Annotated in this window: 16 protein-coding genes and 1 tRNA gene; 6 read left to right on the forward strand and 11 right to left on the reverse strand. The window is 70.2% G+C overall.

Annotation, left to right across the window (positions count from 1 at the left end; genetic code table 11):
• Window positions 1-161: 161 nt before the first annotated feature.
• Both AC3ANS_RS16660 and AC3ANS_RS16665 read right to left on the reverse strand, forming a co-directional pair.
• Window positions 162-1,268, reverse strand: a complete 1,107-nt coding sequence (locus tag AC3ANS_RS16660; RefSeq protein WP_488292697.1) for a sensor histidine kinase — start codon at window positions 1,266-1,268, stop codon at window positions 162-164.
• Window positions 1,265-1,948, reverse strand: coding sequence for a response regulator (locus AC3ANS_RS16665; protein WP_488296513.1), 684 nt, complete (start codon window positions 1,946-1,948; stop codon window positions 1,265-1,267). Before AC3ANS_RS16665 ends, AC3ANS_RS16660 begins: the two co-directional genes overlap by 4 nt.
• A gap of 172 nt (window positions 1,949-2,120) precedes the next feature.
• Here AC3ANS_RS16665 and AC3ANS_RS16670 point away from each other — a divergent pair, with 172 nt between their 5' ends.
• From AC3ANS_RS16670 to AC3ANS_RS16680, 3 genes are all read left to right on the forward strand, one after another.
• Entirely contained in the window at window positions 2,121-2,411 is a 291-nt protein-coding gene (locus AC3ANS_RS16670; protein ID WP_488292698.1) for an SHOCT domain-containing protein, read from the forward strand.
• Window positions 2,412-2,436: 25 nt separating this feature from the next.
• Entirely contained in the window at window positions 2,437-2,610 is a 174-nt protein-coding gene (locus AC3ANS_RS16675; RefSeq protein WP_488292699.1) for a hypothetical protein, read from the forward strand.
• A 1,258-nt stretch (window positions 2,611-3,868) separates the two neighbouring features.
• Window positions 3,869-5,113 (forward strand): HNH endonuclease signature motif containing protein, encoded by a 1,245-nt coding sequence (locus AC3ANS_RS16680; protein WP_488292700.1) that lies wholly within the window; start codon window positions 3,869-3,871, stop codon window positions 5,111-5,113.
• Window positions 5,114-5,528: 415 nt separating this feature from the next.
• On the opposite strand, the gene AC3ANS_RS16685 is transcribed toward AC3ANS_RS16680, so the two are convergent.
• The 6 genes from AC3ANS_RS16685 to AC3ANS_RS16710 all read right to left on the reverse strand — a co-directional run bounded on the left by AC3ANS_RS16685 (window position 5,529) and on the right by AC3ANS_RS16710 (window position 14,207).
• Entirely contained in the window at window positions 5,529-5,981 is a 453-nt protein-coding gene (locus tag AC3ANS_RS16685; protein ID WP_488292701.1) for a hemerythrin domain-containing protein, read from the reverse strand.
• Window positions 5,974-6,711 (reverse strand): respiratory nitrate reductase subunit gamma, encoded by a 738-nt coding sequence (gene narI, locus AC3ANS_RS16690; RefSeq protein WP_488296514.1) that lies wholly within the window; start codon window positions 6,709-6,711, stop codon window positions 5,974-5,976. The genes AC3ANS_RS16685 and narI overlap by 8 nt, the downstream gene beginning before the upstream one ends.
• Complete coding sequence (gene narJ, locus AC3ANS_RS16695) at window positions 6,708-7,418, reverse strand: nitrate reductase molybdenum cofactor assembly chaperone (RefSeq protein ID WP_488292702.1); 711 nt, start codon at window positions 7,416-7,418, stop codon at window positions 6,708-6,710. Before narJ ends, narI begins: the two co-directional genes overlap by 4 nt.
• Entirely contained in the window at window positions 7,415-9,160 is a 1,746-nt protein-coding gene (narH, locus tag AC3ANS_RS16700) for a nitrate reductase subunit beta (RefSeq protein ID WP_488292703.1), read from the reverse strand. Before narH ends, narJ begins: the two co-directional genes overlap by 4 nt.
• 80 nt (window positions 9,161-9,240) lie before the next feature.
• Window positions 9,241-12,963 (reverse strand): nitrate reductase subunit alpha, encoded by a 3,723-nt coding sequence (locus AC3ANS_RS16705; protein ID WP_488292704.1) that lies wholly within the window; start codon window positions 12,961-12,963, stop codon window positions 9,241-9,243.
• Window positions 12,960-14,207, reverse strand: coding sequence for a nitrate/nitrite transporter (locus tag AC3ANS_RS16710; RefSeq protein WP_488292705.1), 1,248 nt, complete (start codon window positions 14,205-14,207; stop codon window positions 12,960-12,962). The genes AC3ANS_RS16705 and AC3ANS_RS16710 overlap by 4 nt, the downstream gene beginning before the upstream one ends.
• A gap of 128 nt (window positions 14,208-14,335) precedes the next feature.
• Between AC3ANS_RS16710 and AC3ANS_RS16715 the strand changes: the two genes are divergently transcribed.
• The gene (locus AC3ANS_RS16715) at window positions 14,336-15,013 is read left to right on the forward strand and encodes a helix-turn-helix transcriptional regulator (protein ID WP_488292706.1); all 678 of its coding nucleotides are present in this window, start codon (window positions 14,336-14,338) and stop codon (window positions 15,011-15,013) included.
• Between the two features lie 36 nt (window positions 15,014-15,049).
• Here the strand turns inward: AC3ANS_RS16715 and AC3ANS_RS16720 are convergent, their stop codons facing one another.
• Entirely contained in the window at window positions 15,050-17,071 is a 2,022-nt protein-coding gene (locus AC3ANS_RS16720; protein ID WP_488292707.1) for an ATP-binding protein, read from the reverse strand.
• Window positions 17,072-17,208: 137 nt separating this feature from the next.
• On the opposite strand from AC3ANS_RS16720, the gene AC3ANS_RS16725 reads away from it, so the two are divergent.
• Together AC3ANS_RS16725 and AC3ANS_RS16730 are read left to right on the forward strand one after the other, a co-directional pair.
• Entirely contained in the window at window positions 17,209-18,750 is a 1,542-nt protein-coding gene (locus AC3ANS_RS16725; protein WP_488296515.1) for a phytoene desaturase family protein, read from the forward strand.
• A gap of 60 nt (window positions 18,751-18,810) precedes the next feature.
• Window positions 18,811-18,886: transfer RNA gene (locus AC3ANS_RS16730), tRNA-Lys, on the forward strand.
• Between the two features lie 105 nt (window positions 18,887-18,991).
• Here the strand turns inward: AC3ANS_RS16730 and AC3ANS_RS16735 are convergent.
• On the reverse strand, window positions 18,992-20,155 hold the full coding sequence (locus AC3ANS_RS16735) for a tyrosine-type recombinase/integrase (RefSeq protein WP_488292708.1): 1,164 nt from the start codon (window positions 20,153-20,155) through the stop codon (window positions 18,992-18,994).
• Between the two features lie 3 nt (window positions 20,156-20,158).
• Window positions 20,159-20,881, reverse strand: coding sequence for a hypothetical protein (locus tag AC3ANS_RS16740; protein WP_488292709.1), 723 nt, complete (start codon window positions 20,879-20,881; stop codon window positions 20,159-20,161).
• Window positions 20,882-21,118 lie beyond the last annotated feature (237 nt).

Raw genomic sequence — 21,118 nt, forward strand, 5'->3', positions numbered from 1 at the left:
CGTCCCCGTGGGAGCGCGGTCGGGAGTCGCTGGGCGGCCCGGCCACCAACGACTCGAACGATACGGGCGCGGGAGCACGCCCCTGGGGGCCGAAGGCCCCTGATCCTCGGGACGATCTTCCCCCACCCGTACGGCGTCGGCCGTGGTCGTCACCGTGCTCGTCATGCGGGCGCGCCGGGGATCCGGACCCAGAACGTCGCCCCCCGCCCGGGACCGGCGCTCGTGCCGCCGATCGATCCGCCGTGGGCCTCGACGAGCGCCTTGGCGATGCTCAGACCGATCCCGCTGCCACCGTGGAGGCGGTCCCGGGCCGTGTCGGCCCGGTAGAAGCGGTCGAAGAGGTGGTCGAGGTGCTCGGCCGCGATGCCCGCGCCGGTGTCCACGACGGCGTACTCGACGCCGCCACCCTCGGCTCGGCAGGTGAGGGTGACGGTCCCGCCCGCGGGGGTGTGCCGCAGTGCGTTGTCGAGCAGGTTGCCGAGGACCTGGCCGATCCGGTCGGCGTCGATCCGGACCAGGCCGGGCTCATCGGGGGTCTCGACGCCGAGGGTCACCCCCCGGGCCTCGTAGCGGTCGGCCGCGGCGGCCGCCGCGGCGCGCGCGACCTCCGCGGACGAGACCAGGGTGCGGTCGATCGTCAGGCGCCCCTCCTCGGCTCTCGACACCGCACCGATGTCCTCGGCGAGCCGGCGCAGCCGGGTCGTGCTGTTGCCGATCACCTCGAGGGTGGACTCGTCGAGGTCGCGGACGCCGTCCTCGACGGCCTCGAGGTGCGCGTCGATGGTGGCCAGCGGGGTGCGCATCTCGTGGGCGAGGTCGGAGAGCATCCGCCGCCGGGCGGTCTCGCTGCTCTCCAGCCGGGCCGCCAGCGAGTTGATCGTCTCGGCGAGCGCCGCGAACTCCTCCCCCAGCCCGGGGTCGGCGACCCGGGCCGAGTGTCGCCCAGCACCGATCTGCCCGGCCACCGTGGTGACCGCGGCCACCGACCGCTGCACCCGCCGACTGAAGTACGCCGAGACGGCGAGCGCCGCCGCGACGGCGATGAGCAGCGACATGGTCAGCCCCACCAGGAGCGCCGACCAGAACGCCTCCTCCACGTGCTCGGACTCCGAGCTGCTCTGCATCATGCCCGCCCTGCGGAGGTGCTCGTGGAAGATGCCGGGCGCGACCGCCGAGGAGACCAGCCAGGTCGTCAGGGCCATCGCGACCAGCACCAGCCCCTGGGCGACCATCAGCCGGCTCGCCAGGCCGGTGCGCCGCCGGGTCACCGGGCGCCACCCATCCGGTAGCCGACCCCTCTCACCGTGCGGATGAACCGTCCCTCGGTCGCGTCGTCGCCGAGCTTGCGGCGCAGGTGACCGATGTGGACGTCGACCAGGTGCTCGTCGCCGACCCAGGACGGGCCCCAGACCCGTTCGATGAGCTGGCTACGGCTGAACGCCTGCTGCGGCCGGTCCGCAAGTGCGGCGAGCAGGTCGAACTCGGTGCGCGTGAGCGCGACCGGCTCGTCGTCGAGCCACACGTCGCGCCCGACGGGGTCGACGACCAGGGCACCGAACCGGCGCCGGTCGTCCTCGTCCACGCGCGTCCCGCCGATCGGCCGAGGCCGGCGCAGCATCGCCTGGACCCGCGCCATCAGCTCCCGAGGACTGAACGGCTTGGTCATGTAGTCGTCGGCGCCGACCGACAGACCGATCAGGGTGTCGACCTCGTCGCTGCGTGCGGTCAGCATCACGACGTACGCGTCGGAGAACGTGCGGAGCCGGCGGCACACCTCCACACCGTCCAGGCCGGGCAGGCCCAGGTCGAGAACGACGACGTCGGGGTCGACCTCGCGCGCCGACTCGACCGCGCTCGTGCCGTCGTGACAGGTCGTGACCTCGAACCCCTCACGCTCGAGGTAGCTGGTCAGCAGCGCCGCCAGCTCCACCTCGTCCTCGACGACCATCGCCCGCCATCCGGCTGCCATGGACCTCATCGTGACAGCCCGAGCCGTCGCTTCGTCCGGCCGAGCGGGCCTTCGCCGGGATCTTCAGCAAACCTTCACGCGATCTCGACCGGCTCCCGACCGGACCGCGCGCATCCTGGAAGGACCCGAGACGATCGCGAGGCGAACGACCATGATGGGTTGGTACCACGACGGAAGTAACGGAGCCGGCTGGCTGGTGATGACGCTGGCGATGCTGGCCTTCTGGGTCTTGGTGGTGGGCGCCGTCGTGCTGCTGTTCCGCGACACCGGTCGCGGTCGGCCGTCGGCACCGGGCACCTCCGCCGACCCGTGGCGGATCCTCGACGAGCGGTTCGCGCAGGGCCAGATCGGCCCCGAGGAGTACCGCGAACGTCGTGCCGTGCTCGCCGAGTCGCGGCCGGACCGACCGACCGGCCACCCCGAGAACGGAGATCACCGATGACCCCACACCCGAACAGACCGACGTCATGACACTCCTCAGCGCCTGGTGGGTGCCTCGCTGGCTCGGAACCCCGGCGAACATCGCCCACGAGGAGCACGACCAGATCGGATGGTTCGGGTCGGCGGAGCTTCCGCCTTCTCCCCACGTGGTCGTGCGCACCGCCCTGGTGAAGGCGATGGACAGGTCCGATCACCCTTGACTGCCGCAGGGTGACGGCGGTCAGCCCGTGACCGTCTCCCCCGGGCTGCCGCCACGGTCTTCCGCCCGTCAGCACCACCGCAGTCGCGCTCGACGAGCTCGTCGCTGTTGGTCGAGCTCGTCGAGCCCCCCGCAGCCCAACCGCCCACCTCGATATGTACGTCGGCTTCAGGTCCTCATGGGTCGCCGTCTCTTGGTAGCAAAGCGGGTACGGCGCGCTTCGCTCGCCGTCGGCTCCCGGCTTCCCGACCGCCGTCGGTCGAGCCTGTCGAGACCTCCGCAGCCCAACCGCCCACCTCGATGTGTACGTCGGCTTCAGGTCGTCGGTGGTCACCGTCTCGTAGCAGCAAAGCGGGTACGGCGCGCTTCGCTCGCCGTCGGCTCCCGGCTTCCCGACCGCCGTCGGTCGAGCTTGTCGAGGCCCCCGCAGCCCACGCGCCCACCTCGATGTGGAGGTCGGCTTCAAGTCGTCGGGGTCGCCGTCTCGTGGCAGCAAAGCGGGACAGGTCCGCCGCGGCCACGGCCTCCACCCGACCTTCGGACCGCCGCCTCGACGACGGTGGTTGAGGCGCGAGGGCCGCCCGTGCTCCGTTGGTCGAGCCTGTCGAGGCCCCCGCAGCCCACGCGCCCACCTCGATATGTACGTCGGCTTCAGGTCGTCGGTGGTCACCGTCGTTGGCAGCAAAGCTGGACAGGTCCGCCGCGGTCACGGCCTCCACCCGACCTTCGGACCGCCGCCTCGCAGCACGGTGGTTGAGGCGCGAGGGCCGCCCGTGCTCCGTTGGTCGAGCCTGTCGAGGCCCCCGCAGCCCACGCGCCCACCTCGATGTGGAGGTCGGCTTCAGGTCGTCGGGGTCGCCGTCTCGTGCCAGCAAAGCGGGACAAGTCCGCCGCGGCCACGGCCTCCACCCGACCTTCGGACCGCCGCCTCGCAGCACGGTGGTTGAGGCGCAAGGGCCGCCCGTGCTCCGTTGGTCGAGCCTGTCGAGACCCGCGCAGCCCACGCGTCCACCTCGATGTGTAGGTCGGCTTCAGGTCGTCGGGGGTCGCCGTCGTTGGCAGCAAAGCGGGACAGGTCCGCCGCGGTCACGGCCCCCTCCCGACCTTCGGACCGCCGCCTCGCAGCACGGTGGTTGAGGCGCGAGGGCCGCTAGGCCCGAGCCTCGAAACCACCCCGCCAGAACGAGTCGAATCCGGTCATTGACAACTCGAACACGTGTTCGGTAGACTGTCGCCACGACTTCATCTCGGGAGTGGCGATGACCGCACAAGCACACCCTTCACACCGGGTCAGCCGCGCCGTCACCGATCTCCACGCCCTCCTCGACGACATCTCTGGTACGTCGTTGTGGTCCATGGGCACCGACGAGACCGCCCACACGCTGACCGAGGTCACCCGCGCTGCTTCTCGTATCGCGGAGCTCGAAGCCCGGGTCGCGTCGCACGCCGGCGCTGTCGGCGTGGCGGAGCAGGTCGGCGCGACGTCGGTGGCGAACTGGTGGGCCCACGCCACCCGCATGACGAGGACCGAGGCCCATCGCAAGACCCGCCTCGCCACCGGCCTCGAGCACCACCCGGTCGTCCACGCAGGATTGAAGACCGGGGACCTGCTGGTCGACCAGGCCCGGGTCATCATCCGCGCCGTCGAGGACCTCCCCGACCACCTCGACCCCGACCTGGTGCAACAGGCCGAGGAACACCTCGTCGGGCAGGCAGCCCACTTCGACGCCATCGCGCTACGCCACCTCGGCAAGGGTCTGTTGCACGTCATCGACCCCGAAGCAGCCGACGCCCACCAGGCCAAGCTGTTGCAGGCCGAGGAACGAGTCGCCGCCCAGGCCACCCGCCTGACGATGCACGACGACCCCGACGGCATCACCCGCGGCACCTTCGCGTTGCCCACCGTCCAGGGGCAGATGCTCCGCAAGCAGCTCCTCGCAATCGCGGCCCCCAAACACCGCGCCGCGGTCGAGGGCCACCTCGGGGAACGCAAGCCCAGCCCGGAACGGATGGGCCAAGCGCTCGTCGAGCTGATCGAGCGTTACCCCGCCGACAAGCTCCCCCACGCCGGCGGCGTCAACGCCACCGTCGTCGTGACCATCCCGGTCGAGACCCTCACCGACGGCCTCAAGCCCGGGGTCCTCGACACCGGCGCCGTGATCTCCCCCGGCCAAGCCCGCCGGTTGGCGTGTGAGGCAGGGATCCTCCCCGCCGTGCTCGGCGGACCCTCCGAGATCCTCGACCTCGGCCGCACCCGCCGCTTCCACACCAAAGCCCAAAGGATCGCCCTCGGCATCCGCGACGGCGGCTGCACCTCCGACGACTGCGACACCCCACCCGGCGGCTGCCACACCCACCACGACCCACCCTGGGCATCCGGCGGTCGCACCGACATCACCCACGCCCGCCTCTACTGCCCCCACCACCACACCAGAGCACACGACCCCGACTACGAGACCACCTACCTCCCCAACGGAAAGGTCGCCTTCACCCGAAGGACATAGACCGACGAGGTTCTCGACCTCCACCACAGCACCCGGGCCCCAGCGCACCCCCAGCCCCACCGCGGACCGCAACCACGCCGCCGCAACCACGCGCCCACGGTGACCGCGTCTCCTCGAGCGCATGCACCCCTCGCGTCAGTCCAGCGCGTTCCCACCGTGCGGGTCGGTCATGATGTGCTCGACCAGCGCTGGCCGCCCGCTGTGACCTGACCGCTCCTCTCGGCGCGAGCGCGGATGCGCCGGTCGCGGCTGAGAGCTCGCATCCCTGGGCGAGGAGCAGTGGCGCCCTCCGATGCACTCGAGTCGCCAGCTCCGGATCGCCCAGCACTCCGGCGCCCAACACTCCGGCGCCCAACACTCCGGCGCCCAACGCTCCGGCGCGCGGCTGACCTCGGACGGTCCGGGACACCGCCGGTCAGCCGGTGACCGTCTCACCCTCGGCGGCGGCCACGGTGTTCCACCCGTCGGCGCCGAGGGTGACGACCGCGACCGGGAAGATGCCGAGGTTCTCCTTGTCGATGTGCACGGTGAGGTGGGCCATCAGCTGGTAGACCTGCGCCTCGAGGTCGCCGTCGTCGAGGCCGAGCTCGGAGATGAGCTCGTCGAAGTCGGCGTGCTCCCCCTCGAGCTCGACGACGGCATCGGCGAAGTCGCCCTGGTCCTTCAGTGCCTGGAAGAGCCCTCGCTCCTCGCGGTCGACGTGGTGGTCGAGCTCGTGGGCGAAGCGGGCGAGGAGCTCCCAGGCGGCGCGACGGTCGCCGGCGGCGAGGTGGCGCTTGATCTCCCCGCCGAGGTCGAGCAGCGCGAGGTGCTCGTCCATCAGCCGGGCGATGGGCTCCACCCCGCGGCAGCCGCAGTGCTCACACACGGGTGCGCTCCCAGCCGCGCCGCGGGCTGTGGCTGCCGAGCTGGTCGTCATCACGTCCCCGGTAGACGATGTAGGGGCGAGTGAGGTAGCCGACCGGAGCGCTGAACACGTGCACGAGCCGGGTGAAGGGCCACAGGGCGAAGAGCCCGAAGGCGACCATCGCGTGCAGCTGGAAGCCGATCGGTGCGTCCGCCATCAGCGAGGCGTCGGGGTGGAAGGCGAGGAAGGAGCGGTACCAGACCGAGACGCCCTCGCGGTAGTTGTACTCCCCGCCGATCGTCATGATCGAGCCGGCGATCGTGTTCCACATGCCGAGCACGATCGCGGCGGCCAGGAACGCGTACATCACCTTGTCCATGACGGTCGTGGCGGAGAAGACCGGCCCGACCGTACGCCGGCGGTAGATGAGGATGACCATGCCGACGACCGCCATCACCCCGGCGACGAGTCCGCCGCTGACGGCCACCACGTGGTAGGCCTCGTGGCTGATACCGACCGCGTCGGTCCAGGACTGGGGCACGAGCAGCCCGATGATGTGGCCGCCCACCACCCCGAGCATGCCGAAGTGGAACAGCGGCGACCCCAGCCGCAGGAGCCTGTCCTCGTAGAGCTGGGAGGACCGCGTGGTCCACCCGAACTTGTCGTAGCGGTAGCGCCAGAAGTGCCCGACCACGAACGTCGTGAGGCACAGGTAGGGCACGATCACCCACAAGAAGGTGTCCATGGTCAGCGTCCTCCGGGGAACGACGGCATCGGCAGCTCGATCGGCTGCGCGGCCTGGGCGGGCTGGGAGGGTCCGGGGTCGAAGCCCGGCGTGGCGTACGGCGTGAGCCCGACCTCCTCCTCCGGGGGGCCGGCGGCAGCCAGCCGGCGTACGGCGTCGATCTCGTCGCCCTGCAGCGGCGGCAGCGTGGCGGTGACGGCCTCGACCGCGCCCGCCCACCGGGATTCGACGTCGACCAGCGACAACCGGAGCAGCTCCAGCCCGGCCCGGTGGTCGAGGATCAGCTGGCGGCCGCTCTCCTGGTCGACCGTGGCGGCGAACTCGAGCACGACGCACAGGTGGTCGGGCAGCTCGTCGTCGCTCAGCTCCACCCCGGCCGCCAGGTAGGTCTGCTTGAACCGCAGCAGCGCGACTCCCCGCTTGCGGGTGTCCCCGTGCGCGAAGTAGGTCAGGAACAGGTTGTGCCGCCGACGGCTGTCGAAGGTGTCGACGTACTCCGCCTCCAGCTCGGTCAACGCGGTGCCGTCGAGCCGGGCGACGGTCTCTCGCAGCGGCTCCCCCACCGTGCCGGGCAGCTCGTGCGAGGCCCGCCGGACCAGGTCGAGCCGATCGAGAAGCTCCTGGTCGGGATAGCCGAGCAGCAGGGACGCGGACTGCCAGGCGATCGTCAGCTGCTCTCGCGCCAGAGCGGCCCTGGTGGACCTGCGGCTCATCGGAAGTCCGCCCCTCCGGTCAGCCCGCCCGTGCCGCCCGGACCGGTCTCCCCGTCGTGGCTCGTGTCGGGCGTGTTCCCCTCAGCCACGGCGCCGGGCCCGTCGGGGCGCGGCGGGAACAGGCCGCTGGGCTTGCCTCGGCCATCCCAGTTGAGCAGGTTCACCCGCGAGCGCTTGTCGCCGGGGCTGGCGAGGGTGTCCGCGGTCTGCCGGTTCTGCAGCATCTGGAAGTTCTCCACCGCGATCGGCGTCGGCACGCCGGAGCCCTCTCCGAACAGGTCCTGCTGGCCGCCGCCGTACTCGGAGACCGCGCACTCGGTGCCGAGCTCCTCGAGGGAGTGTGCCTGCTCGGCGTGCGCCGGCGGGATCACGTAGCGCTCGTCGTACTTGGCGATCGCGAGGAGGCGGTACATGTCGTACATCTCCTCCTCGGTCATGCCGACCTTGGCCGGGATGTCCGGGTTGGGCTCGCGTCCCATGTTGATGTCGCGCATGTAGGAGCGCATCGCGGCGAGCTGCTTGAGGACGCGGTCGACCGGCTCGACGTCGCCAGCCGTGAACAGCTCGGCGAGGTACTCGATCGGGATCCGCAGCGCGTCGATGGCCGCGAACAGGTTGCCGGGGTCCTCGGCGTCCTCCCCGGTGTCCCGGACCACGTCGATCACGGGCGAGAGCGGCGGGATGTACCAGACCATCGGCATGGTGCGGTACTCCGGGTGCAGGGGCAGCGCGACCTTGTACTTGTTGATCAGCGCGTGGATCGGCGAGCGCTGCGCGGCATCGATCCAGTCCCGCGGGATGCCCGCATCCTCGGCGGCCCGGATCACCTCCGGGTCGTCGGGGTCGAGAAGGATCGAGCGTTGAGCCTCGTAGAGGTCGTGGTCGTCGGGCACCGAGGCGGCCTCGAGCACGCGGTCGGCGTCGTAGAGCACCAGGCCGATGTAGCGCAGCCGGCCCACACAGGTCTCGGCACAGACCGTCGGCAGGCCGACCTCGATGCGCGGGAAGCAGAACGTGCACTTCTCGGCCTTGCCGGTGCGGTGGTTGAAGTAGACCTTCTTGTAGGGGCACCCGGAGACGCACATCCGCCAGCCCCGGCAACGGTCCTGGTCGACCAGGACGATGCCGTCCTCGGCCCGCTTGTAGATCGCGCCGCTGGGGCACGACGCCGCGCAGGACGGGTTCAGGCAGTGCTCACAGATCCGCGGCAGGTAGAACATGAAGGTCTGCTCGAACTCGAACTTCACCTTGTCGGCGATCTTCTTGAGCATCGGGTCGTACTTCTCGGTCGCCTTGGACCCGCCGAGGTCGTCGTCCCAGTTCGAAGACCATTTGATCTTCATGTTCTTGCCGGTGATAAGCGACTTCGGCCGGGCGACCGGGGTGTGCTCCTGCGCGGGCGCATCGGTGAGAGTGGCGTAGTCGTAGGTCCACGGCTCGTAGTAGTCCTGGATCGAGGGCAGCTTGGGGTTCGAGAAGATCGTCGCGAGCTTCTTCATCCGGCCACCGGCCTTGAGCTTGAGCCGCCCGCGACTGTTGAGCTCCCAGCCACCCTTCCACTCCTCCTGGTCCTCGTAGCGCCGGGGGTAGCCCTGGCCGGGCCGGGTCTCGACGTTGTTGAACCAGACGTACTCCGTACCGGTGCGGTTGGTCCACGCCTGCTTGCAGGTCACCGAGCAGGTGTGGCACCCGATGCACTTGTCCAGGTTCATCACCATGGCCATCTGGGCCATTACCTTCATCGGGCACAACCTTCCGAGGCGTCGGGGCCCCCGCGGAGTTTCGGAGCGAGGAACGAGCGGAGAACTTCGTGGGGTGACATTCAGTACTCCACGTCCTGCGAGCGGCGACGGATGACCGTCACCTCGTCGCGCTGGTTGCCGGTCGGGCCGATGTAGTTGAACGCCCAGGACAGCTGGGCGTAGCCGCCGATCAGGTGCGACGGCTTGACGAGCAGTCGGGTCAGCGAGTTGTGGATGCCGCCCCGCTTGCCGGAGGTCTCCGCGATCGGGACGTCGATCAACCGGTCCTGCGCGTGGTGCATGTAGACGGTGCCCTCGGGCATCCGGTGCGAGACGATCGCTCGCGCCACCACCACGCCGTTGCGGTTGACCGCCTCGATCCAGTCGTTGTCCTCGACGCCGACCTTGGCGGCGTCCCGGTCGGACATCCAGATCGTCTGGCCGCCGCGTGAGAGCGACAGCATGAACAGGTTGTCCTGGTACTCCGAGTGGATCGACCACTTGTTGTGCGGAGTCAGGTAGCGGACCGTCACCCCCTCGACCGCGTCGCCGCCGGGGCCGGCGACGTCGCCGATCGCCGGCTCGGAGAACAGGGCACCCATGTTGAGCGGCGGCCGGAAGACCGGCAGCCCCTCGCCCAGCTCGAGCATCCAGTCGTGGTCGAGGTAGAAGTGCTGCCGCCCGGTCAGGGTGTGCCAGGGCTTGAGCCGCTCGACGTTGATGGTGAACGGCGAGTAGCGCCGGCCGCCCGACTCCGATCCGGACCACTCCGGCGAGGTGATCACCGGGACCGGTGCCGCCTGGGTGTCGGCGAAGGTGACCTGCTTGCCCTCGTGCTCGGCAGCGAGGTCGTGCAGCTCGCGGCCGGTGCGCTTCTCGAGCTGCTTGAAGCCCTGCACCGCGAGGTGTCCGTTGGTGGTGCCCGACAGGGCGAGGATGGCCTCGCAGACGTGCACGTCCCTCTTCAGCGACGGCCGACCGTCGGCGACCCCGCCGCGCACGGCGCCGTTCTTGGCCCGCAGGTAGTCGATCTGCTTGCTGAGCTCGAACGTGACGCCCTTCGTGGTCGCACCGAGGGTGTCGAGCAACGGGCCGAGCGCGTTCATCTTGTCGCTGACCGCGCCATAGTCGCGCTCGACCTCGACGAGCTTGGGCATCGTCACGCCCGGGACCGGCTCGCACTCCCCGGCCTTCCAGTCCCGCACGACCCCGTGCGGGTTGGCCATGGCGTCCGGCGTGTCGTGCATGAGGGGTACGGCGACGACGTCACGACGGGTGCCCAGGCGCGGACCCGCGAGCTCGCTGAACTTGGCCGCGATGGCCCGCCAGGTGTCCCAGTCGGTGCGGGTCTGCCAGGGCGGCGCGATGGCCGGGTTGAACGAGTGCACGAACGGGTGCATGTCGGTGGTGTTGAGGTCGTGCTTCTCGTACCACGTGGCCGCCGGGAACACGACGTCGGAGAAGATCGTGGTCGACGTCTGACGGAAGTCCAGAGTCATCAACAGGTCGAGCTTCCCTTCCGGGGCCTGCTCGTGCCAGGTGATGTCCCGGGGCCGCAGCGGCTCGGGGGTCTCGGTGGCGCGCACCGAGCTGTCGGTGCCGAGCAGGTGCTTGAGGAAGTACTCGTTGCCCTTCGACGACGACCCGAGCAGGTTGGCCCGCCAGATCGAGAGGATCCGCGGGAAGTTCTCGGGAGCGTCCGGGTCCTCGCAGGCGAAGTTGAGCGACCCGTCCTTGAGCCCCGCGACGACATGGTCGGCGACGCTGCGCCCAGCAGCGGCGGCGTCCTCGGTGATCTCGAGCGGGTTCTTGTCGAACGTCGGGTACGACGGCGACCAGCCCATCCGGGCGCTCTGGGCGATCACGTCGGCGCTGCTCTTGCCAGCGAGCTGCCCCATCCCGGTGCGGGCCGAGAGAGTGTCGGCGCCGAACTGGTCGTAACGGAACTGGTCGGTGTGCAGGTACCAGTACGCCGTCTGGATCATGTTGCGCGGCGGCCGGTTCCAGTCCAACGCGTTCGCGACCTGGTTGTAGCCGGTGATCGGGCGGACCTTCTCCTGCCCGACGTAGTGGGCCCAGCCACCGCCGTTGACGCCCTGGCAGCCGGTGAGCGTGGTCAGGGCCAGGAACGTCCGGTAGATCGTGTCGGAGTGGAACCAGTGGTTGGTGCCCGCTCCCATCAGGATCATCGAGCGGCCCTTGGACTCCTCGGCGTTCTGGGCGAACTCGCGGCCGATGCGCGCTGCGGCCGAACCGGGGACGCCGGTGAAGCGCTCCTGCCAGGCGGGAGTGCCGACGCCCTCGGCGTCGTCGTACCCGGTCGGCCACTCTCCCGGCAGCCCGGGGCGGCCCACGCCGTACTGGGCGAGCATCAGGTCGAGCACGGTGGTGACCAGGTGGCCCTCAACGGTGCGGACGGGCACGCCGCGGCGCAGGCCGCCGGCAGTGCCGTCGGGGTTGTCGAAGCGCGGCAGCTCCAGCTCGACGGACTCGGCGTCCGGGCCGGCCAGGCTCAGGCGCGGGTCGACGTCGCCGAGGTCGAGGTTCCAGCGGCCCATGCCGGTCTCGCCGAACCGGTGCCCCAGCGCGCCGTTGGGCACGATGGGGGCGTCGGTCACGGCGTCGACGAGCACGGTCTTGAAGGCGGCGTTCTCCTCGTCGCGGTGGTCCGCGAGGTCCTCGGCGGTGAGGAACTTGCCGGGCCGGTGCACGCCGTCGGCGCCGACCTCGATCTTCACCAGGAACGGCAGGTCTGTGTAGCGCTTGGTGTAGTCCTGGAAGTACGGCGTCTCCCGGTCGACGTAGAACTCCTTGAGGATCACGTGACCCATCGCCATCGCCAGCGCGCCGTCGGTGCCGGGGTTGGCCGGCAGCCACTCGTCGGCGAACTTGACGTTGTCGGCGTAGTCGGGGGCGACCGCCACGACCTTCTGGCCCCGGTAGCGCGCCTCGGTCATCCAGTGCGCGTCCGGGGTCCGGGTGACCGGCACGTTGGAGCCCCACATGATCAGGTAGCCGGCATCCCACCAGTCGCCCGACTCGGGCACGTCCGTCTGGTCGCCGAAGACCTGCGGGGACGCGACGGGGAGGTCTGCGTACCAGTCGTAGAAGCTCAGCATCGAGCCGCCGATCAGGTGCATGAACCGGGCACCCGACGCGTGGGAGACCATCGACATCGCGGGGATCGGCGAGAACCCAGCGACCCGGTCCGGGCCCCACTTCGCGATGGTGTGCACGTGGGCGGCCGCGACCATCTCGACCGCCTCGTCCCACGTCGCGCGCACCAGGCCGCCCTTGCCCCGCGCGGCCTTGTAGGCGCGGGCGCGCTGCGGGTTGTCGACGACGTGCGCCCAGGCCTTGACCGGGTCGCCGTCGTGCTGCTGCTTGGCCTCGCGGTACATCTGCAGGAGGACGCCGCGGACGTAGGGGTAGCGCACCCGGGTCGGCGAGTAGGTGTACCAGGAGAACGCCGCCCCGCGCGGGCAGCCGCGGGGCTCGTACTCCGGCTTGTCCGGGCCGACCGACGGGTAGTCGGTCTGCTGGGTCTCCCAGGTGATGATGCCGTCCTTGACGTACACCTTCCACGAGCACGACCCGGTGCAGTTGACCCCATGGGTCGAGCGCACGACCTTGTCGTGACTCCACCGGTCCCGGTAGAAGTCGTCCGCCTGCCGCCCGCCCTTCTTGGTCAGCGTGCGCAGGTCCGCGGAGACGGTGCCCTTGGTGAAGTAGCGGCGACTGCGCACCAGCGCGTCGCTGATCGCTCCGTCGAGCCCGGGCTGGGACGTTCGGTCGATCGTCACGCGGGAGTCCTCTCACTGATCTGGTGGTTGACGGCGGTGCGGCGTACGACGGTCAAGGTCAGCACGAGCGTGAGGGCGGCGGTGATCGACAGCATCCAGAGCCCGATCGCGTAGGAGTCGGTGCGGCCGTAGACGTAGCCCATGATCAGCGGGGGCACGAATCCGCCGAGCCCCCCGGCCGCGCCGACCAGGCCGGTGACCCCGCCGACGCGGGACGGCTCGGTGACCTTCGCGATCAGGGCGAACGTGGCACCGCTGCCGGAGCCGAGCGCAGCCGCCATCGCCAGGAACGCGACGGTGCCGACGCCGTTCAGCGGGGGCGTGCCGGCGGAGATCGCGGCACCGACCACGACGACGGCGTAGCCCCCGGCCAGCACCGGAATCGCACCGAACCGGTCGGAGAGCCAGCCGCCGACCGGTCGCATGATCACCGCGACGACCACGAACCCGGCCATCCGGTTGGCGGCGTCCGCCGGGGTGAGGCCGTGGGCGGTCTTGAGGTACGAGGGTAGGTAGACCGAGAACGCGACGTAGCCGCCGAACGCGACGGCGTAGAGGACGCAGGCCTGCCAGGTGATCGGGAGCTTGGAGTTGGCCGCCAGGCGGGACCCGAGCGACGTCGTCGGAGCGGTGCGACCGGGGGCGTCTCGCATGATCAGCCACGCGGCGGCTGCGTAGACCGCGAGCACCGCGGCGGTGATCAGGAACGGTGCGGTGTCGCCGAGGTGCTTGTAGAGCTTCACCGTGGTCAGGGCGCTGATGGCGGTGCCGCCCATGCCGGCGCCGAAGATGCCCACGGCGAGACCGCGCTTCTCGGGCGGGAACCACGCGTTGACGAACGGCACCCCGACCGCGAAGGCCGTGCCGCCGATGCCGAGGAAGAACCCGCCGACCAGGATCAGCGCGTAGGAGTCGAGCGCGAAGAACGCCAGGAACAGGATCGGCACGATGGTGGCGGCCGAGACCAGCGGGAACATCACCCGGCCGCCGTACTTGTCGGTGAGGGCGCCGACCAGGATGCGACCGAGCGACCCGACGATGACCGGCACCGCGACCATCAGCGCGACGTCGGACTCGCTGAGGTCACCCAGACGCCCGTTGTCGCGGAACAGCGGTCCCAGCGGGCTGATCAGGGCCCAGGCCCAGAAGTTCACGGCGAAGCCGACGGTCGCCATCACCAGCATCGTCCACGGGTTGCCCGCGGTGTCCTGCCGGGTGTCTCGGCCCTGTTCTGCGATCGTCATGACCGTCCTCCCGAGATCGTGTCGTCCACCACACTGTCCGATGTTCGTGGCGCTGCCAACCCGGGGCACCCTTCCACTCCTCGACCACCCGCGGTAGCCGTTTCGAGGTTTTTACTACACTCGTCTCCGTGGAAAACAGGGGGACTAGGTCCTTAGCCCTCGGCCCGCGTCCCGGGGCCGATCATCCGCCCCTCTCGGCCTCGCGCCGGGCGATCCTCGGGCACCTGCGCGACCAGCCCCAACCGCTGACGCTGGGCGCCCTGGTGCAGATCACCGGATTGCACGCCAACACCGTCCGCGAGCACCTCGACGCCCTCGTGCGCCGAGGTCTGGTACGCCGCACCACCGGACAGCCGCGCGGCCGCGGGCGCCCGGCGCACCTCTACGAGCACGCGGAGTACGGCCACGGGGAGTACGCCCGGCTGGCCGTCGCCCTGGCCGACGCGCTGGAGCTCAGCAGCAGCGAGCCGTCCCGCCATGCCGCGACCGTCGGCGAGGAGTGGGGACGCGAGCTGGCCCGGGAGCGGCGGGCCGGCGCAACCACGCCCGCGCACGCGCGGGACCAGGTGATCGAGCTGCTCGACGACCTCGGCTTCGAGCCGCGTCCTGGCGAGCACGTGGCCGAGGTGCGGCTCGCCCGCTGCCCGCTCCTCGAGGCGGCGCACCGCTCCCCCGGCGTCGTGTGCGGCATCCACCTGGGGATCGTGCACGGCATGCTCGCCGAGCAGGGCGTCGACCCGGACGGCAGCGCTCTGGAGCCCTTCGCCGGGCCGGGGTTCTGCCGGCTCGTGGTGCCACCCGTCTGAGCGACGCTGGTCACCACCGGCCGGCGAGGTGCTCCGTCAGGAAGCGGTCAGCGACGGCAGGTGGACGCGGAAGGTCGTGCCGTCCCCGGGCTCGGACTCGACGCTCATCGTCCCGCCGTGCTTCTCCACGATCGCGTGGGCGATCGAGAGGCCGAGCCCGCTGCCCGGGATCGCCTGCGCCTGAGCCAGGGAGGACCGGAAGAACCGGCTGAACAGGCGCTCTTGCTCCTGCCGCGGGATGCCGATGCCGGTGTCGCTGACCTCGACCACGGTGTCCACGGCGCTCGTCTTGAGCCGGACGGCGATCCGGCCGCCCTCGGGGGTGAACTTCACGGCGTTGCCGACCAGGTTGATCACGACGCGTTCGAGCATGTCGCGGTCGCCGAGGAACGGCACCGGCTCGTCAGGAAGATCCGTGACCAGCTCCAGGCCCCGCCGCTCGAGTGTCGGCGCGACCACGGTGACGCCGGCCGCGACGATCGCGCGCAGGTCGAAGACCCGGTCGGAGAACCCGATGGCGTCGTCCTGCACCCGTGACAGCGTCAACAGGTCGTTGATGAGCGAGAGGAGCCGGGTGCTGTTGGCGGCCACCCGGCGCACGGCGTCGAGCTGCTCGGCCCCCAGGTCGCCGTACACGCCGTCCTCGAGCATCTCGGTGTAGCCCAGGATGCTGGTGATCGGGGTGCGCAGCTCGTGGCTGACGCTCGACACGAACGCGTCCTTGACCTGGTCGACCTCCTGCAGACGCTCGACCGCCTGCCGCTCGGTCTCCAGGGACTCCACCAGTCGCGCCTGGGCCTCCACCCGCTCGGTGATGTCCTCCGAGGTGCTCACGTAGCCGATCACCTGGCCACGGTCGTCCTTGATCCGGTTCAGGGACATCGAGTGGCTGCGCTCCTCGCCGTCCTTGCGCACGAACCGCATGTCGGTGGCGCCCTGCCCGATCAGCGCCGAGGCCACCACACCGAAGTCGTTCTCGACCCCGAGCTCGGCCGCCTTGGCCGCGATCGCGTCGTCCGAGTGGAAACGGCGGGTGACCTCGCCGAGCACCTCGTGCGCGCGGTAGCCGAGCAGCCGCTCCGCTCCCGGGTTGAAGAGCGTCACCCGGCCCAGCTCGTCGGTCCCGATGACCGCAACACCCGTCATGCCGTTGACGATGTTCTGGACCCTGTCACGCTCAGCCGCGGACTGACGCGCGTGCTCCAGCTGCTCGCCGACCGTCAGGACCAACGGGATGACGACGAGCGCGCAGACCGCGCCGTACGTCGCGAGCAGGATGCCCTGCCCGTCGACCGAGATGCCGAAGCGCGGGCCCGCGTTCGCGAACGGCCCGTGACCCCAGGTGGTGAGCGGGATGACGAACCCCAGCACCGCCAGCAGCTGGGCGAGCGCCTCGTAGGGGCTGCTGCGCATCGCGCCCCAGACGAGCACCGGCACCACGAGGAAGACGACGGAAGGGAAGTCCTGGGGCAGGAACACCGCAGGAGTGATCGCGAGGATCAGCACCCACTGGGCTGCTCTCTCGGCGAGGGTGGCCACCGGGGCGTGGTTGCGGAGTCGGCAGAACAGCGGGACGACCGTCAGCTGGGAGCAGAGGGTGGAGGCGCCGACCGAGAGCGCGAGCAGACCCGCCTCGCCCCAGCCGGTGACGGAGCTGGTCACCGCGGCCGCGGCGGCCACCGTCAGCGCGCTGGCGAACCCTCCCCCGAGGAACCGGGCCAGGTCCGCGCTCGTGCGCAGCGGCGCCGGCTCGCGCCGGCCGTAGGCCAAGATCCGCCACATCACCCACATGCCGAGCGCGAGCCCGATGCCGAGCCCCACGGCGACGTCCAGCGGGCGGCCGCCTGCCCGGATGCTCCCGGCGGCGAGCGCGGCGACCAGCGGGACGAACAGCTGGGTTCGGGGACGCGAGGACACCAGCAGACACGCGGTGCCGAGGCCGATCGGCCAGATCCCGATCGCGTGGCCGCCGTCGGGCGCCCCCCAGACCGCGGTGACGCCCAGCATGGTCATCGCCGCGAGCAGGACGAACACGCGCGCCCCCCAGACCCTCGCCACAGACCCCCCTCTCGAGTGCCCACCCAGCACTCCGTCGCCGGGACCATCTTGGCGGTGTCGGGGCCCGCGCGCGGTGCGAACGGCCGGACGCGCACTACGTTGGTCCGGTGGATTCGTCGAAGAACAGCTATGACGTGGTGGTCGTGGGGGGCGGGCACAACGGCCTGGTCGCCGCGTCCTACCTCGCCCGCGCCGGCCTCTCCGTGCTCGTGCTCGAGCGGCTCGCCCACACCGGCGGGGCGGCGGTCTCGGCCCGGGCGTTCTCCGGTCAGCCGGCCCGTCTCTCCCGCTACTCCTACCTCGTGTCGCTGATGCCCGAGCAGCTGATCAGCGACCTCGGCCTCGACCTCCGGCTGGCCTCGCGGTCGGTGGCGTCGTACACACCGACGATCCGCAACGGCGAGCCCGGCGGGCTCCTGGTCGAGCGTCCCGCGGGGCCGCGGACGGCGGACTCGTTCCGTGCCCTGACCGGCGGCGACGAGGAGTACGCCGCGTGGAACAGCTTCTACGACGAGGTCGGAGCGTTCGCGGCCGTCGTCGCACCCACGCTCCTCGAGCCGCTGCCGCTCGAGCGCGAGGTGCGCGCGCGGGTCGACCCCGGCCTGTGGCGCGACCTGGTCGTGAACCCGATCGGCGAGACCCTCGAGTCCCGGTTCGCCGACGACACCGTGCGCGGCGTCGCCGCGACGGACGCGCTGATCGGCACGTTCGCGTCGCTCCACGACCGCTCGCTGATCCAGAACCGCTGCTTTCTCTACCACCTGATCGGCAACGGCACAGGTGAGTGGCGCGTGCCCGTGGGCGGGATGGGTGCCGTGACCGACGCGCTGGGTCGAGCTGCGGCCTCGGCCGGGGCCGAGATCCTCACCTCCGCCGGGGTGAGCGGCATCCGGGCCGGCGAGGACGGGGCCGAGGTCACCTGGCACGACGGATCGGGCACCCACACCGTCACGGCCGGCCGGGTCCTCTCCAACGTCGCGCCGTGGGTGCTGCGGATCCTGCTCGGCGAGGGCGAGGAGCCCGAGTCGAAGCCGCAGGGGTCTCAGCTGAAGATCAACCTGCTGCTCGACCGGCTGCCCCGCCTGCGCTCCGGGATCGACCCGCAGGTCGCGTTCGCCGGGACCCTGCACCTGGCCGAGGACTACACCCAGCTCGAGGCGGCGTACGCCGACGCGGCCGCCGGCCGGCTGCCCTCGACGCTCCCGGGCGAGATCTACTGCCACTCGCTGACCGATCCCTCCATCCTCGGCGACTCCCGGCCCGGCACCCACACGCTGACGTACTTCGGCGTCCACACGCCCGCGGCGCTGTTCGACTCCGACCCCGAGGGCACGAAGCGGGCCGCGGTCGCACGCGCCCTGGCCGCCATCGAGGAGCACCTCGCCGAGCCGCTCGAGGCCTGCCTGGCCAAGGATGCGGACGGCAACCCCTGCATCGAGGCCAAGATCCCGCAGGACGTCGAGCGCGACCTGGCGATGCCGGGCGGCCACATCTTCCACGGCGACCTCGACTGGCCGTGGGCGCCGAACCGCGCCCGCCTCGAGACCCCTGCTCAGCAGTGGGGCGTGCAGACCGACATCGCCTCGGTCCTGATGTGCGGCTCCGGTGCGCGCCGCGGCGGCGCCGTCTCCGGCCTCGGCGGTCACAACGCGGCCCAGGCGGTGCTGGCGTCACGCTGACACCCCCGCGATTTTTGCGACGGGTCGCCCGCTGGTAGTGTTCACGTCGCTTCACCGCACGCGCCATTAGCTCAATTGGCAGAGCAGCTGACTCTTAATCAGCGGGTTCGCGGTTCGAGTCCGCGATGGCGTACCACCCAGGCCCCTGACCAGCACATACGCTGATCAGGGGACTTGGCATTTAGTGCTGGTTCCCCAGGAACCCCCCGGATTCGAATCGTCACATTTCCTCGGCGACCGATCAGAGGATTGCCGCGGCCGCGGCTGTGTCGCTCTTGCGCCCCAGGTACACCCGCGCCGTCATCGACGGATCTGCATGTCCCAACACGTTGGCAGCCAGGGCGATCGGCATTCCCGCTTCGTCGAGAAGCGTCGCCACGGTCCGGCGGAACGTGTGCGGAGTCGCCCACTCACACCCCGCGTCGTCAAGCACCCGCCGAAGCAGACGCGCAACATTCCTACTGTCGCGAGGCTTCATCCGGTCCGTGGTTCCTGGGGACGGAAACAACAAGCCCTCCGACCCAGTTCGCTCGGCGCGTCCACGCAGTCGTTCCGCGAGCCACGGCGGCGCCGTCAGCCAACGGGTTGAGGCGGCGGTCTTCGTGCCGCGCACGTAGATTCGTCCGGTTGGCAGATCAATGTCGTCCCAGCTCTGCCCGAGAGCCTCGCCAATCCGGACGCCAGTGCCAGCCAGGTAGGCAACGATGTCCGCTACATCGGCACCCCGCGCATAGTCGCTGCAATCCGCCGTCAACATCACTCGTTCGCGCTCGATCCTCGTCAATGCCCGACGCGTGTCCCGAAGCGGCGCCTCAATCTGCGTTGCGGACTTCGCCGGTCGCACATCGCGCATCGCGTTGTGGTCGAGGACTCGGTACCGAACAGCCATGCCGATGATGTTGGACACGACTGATCGTGCCGTCTTCGCAGCGCCCGACCCGTGGGCGTCCGCAATGCCTTGCAGATACAGCTCCAGGACTGGCACTCGATTCGCTTCGCGCAGAGTGAGCGACGCGATTCGGCTCCCTGCCACGTACCTGCGGAAGGCGGCTGCGTACTGCTCCCTCGTGTTCAGCGACAGGTTGCTGTCAGCACGCGCTACCTGCGACAGCCAGAAGGTACCCGCCCGGGTGACCGTTGTCTCGCGTCCAATCTGAGCTCCCGAGCTGGGAGCCGCGCGATCCTTCAACGCATCACGAAGCTTGGCCTCAGCGCGCGACTTCGCGTCGGCGAACCGCTCTACATCGCGGAGCACTCCATCTTCGTCGCGGAACTTGGCGCGCGCCCTCCAACGATCGGGACGCTCATTCTCAGGCACCGAGACCCAGTTGCCATCGTCAGTTCGCACCTGACCTACCAACGAGATGCGCCCATTGGTGCCGATCGCCGTTCTTGGTCGTGCCAACCCCTACTCCTCCTCTGAATCTTGCTGTCCGGCCCGGCCCGGCACCTCGTGCGAAGTGCCGCGGTACCACTTGTCTACGACCGCCTGAGCCTCGGCGTGCTTTCGCTGTTCGTCGAGAAGGCGCCCGTCGCGTCCGCGTGCGGCTTCCCGACGGGCTTGCGCCATGCGGCGATCCTGATCGGGGCCACCTGCTAGGACTTCCTCGGCTAGGAGCAGTCGGCGCTCTTCGACGCTCGGATCTCCGTAAAGGATCTGTCGGGCTTCGGCGGTCAATGTCAGGTACGCAGGATCGTCTGACGCCTCCAAGTAGGCCATCGCCTTCGCCTTGTGATTGCGCCACGTGAGCTTCGTCGGGCCGTCGGGAAAACGGGCCGCCCACCGAGCCGGCAGCTTTCGATGCTCGGCAGCGGGAGCGGCTGCGATCCGGTTGGCAAGCTCGACGTACGCGCGAGCTGGCCGGGGGGACTGCCCACGTCGGTCCACCAAGAAGCTGGCAGGCGGGTCGGACGGCATCTGGATCCTGTCATCACGGACGGCCTGGACCTTCGCCTCGTCGATGAGGCGGCTGAACGGCAGCCGCTCAAGACCTGACGCCGTGATGCTCGCCCCGGACGACGCACTCACAGTGAGATCGATCGCGCGGTAGCCGCCCTCGCCTGGGGTGACCGTGACCGCTACGTCGTACTCCCCCACCCGCTGCGTCACCATTCGTCGTCGCTCGTTCATGGGCTCAAGCCTGCTGGATCGGGAGACCGATCGCCTCCAAGCGAAGATCCTACCGTAAACAGTGATGTTTCGGGGAACCTGTCTACGTCATCCATAGGTTTGGTGTCAGGAGGTCCCGCCGGGGATCGCCCAGACAGAGGAGGAACTCCAAGAATGAGTGCTGACGCAATGCTCACGCCGCGCGACCTGGCTGCGAGGTGGGCGTGTTCAACCAGCTGGCTCGCCAACATGCGGTGC

The sequence above is a fragment of the Nocardia sp. 149-1B genome (genome assembly GCF_057747975.1).

Coding starts and splice junctions, on each gene's coding strand:
- AC3ANS_RS16710 (WP_488292705.1), bottom strand. CDS start 14,207: ATGACGATCGCAGAACAGGGCCGAGACACCCGGCAGGACACCGCGGGC.
- AC3ANS_RS16670 (WP_488292698.1), top strand. CDS start 2,121: ATGATGGGTTGGTACCACGACGGAAGTAACGGAGCCGGCTGGCTGGTG.
- AC3ANS_RS16665 (WP_488296513.1), bottom strand. CDS start 1,948: ATGGTCGTCGAGGACGAGGTGGAGCTGGCGGCGCTGCTGACCAGCTAC.
- AC3ANS_RS16680 (WP_488292700.1), top strand. CDS start 3,869: ATGACCGCACAAGCACACCCTTCACACCGGGTCAGCCGCGCCGTCACC.
- narH (WP_488292703.1), bottom strand. CDS start 9,160: ATGAAGGTAATGGCCCAGATGGCCATGGTGATGAACCTGGACAAGTGC.
- narJ (WP_488292702.1), bottom strand. CDS start 7,418: ATGAGCCGCAGGTCCACCAGGGCCGCTCTGGCGCGAGAGCAGCTGACG.
- AC3ANS_RS16675 (WP_488292699.1), top strand. CDS start 2,437: ATGACACTCCTCAGCGCCTGGTGGGTGCCTCGCTGGCTCGGAACCCCG.
- AC3ANS_RS16740 (WP_488292709.1), bottom strand. CDS start 20,881: ATGAACGAGCGACGACGAATGGTGACGCAGCGGGTGGGGGAGTACGAC.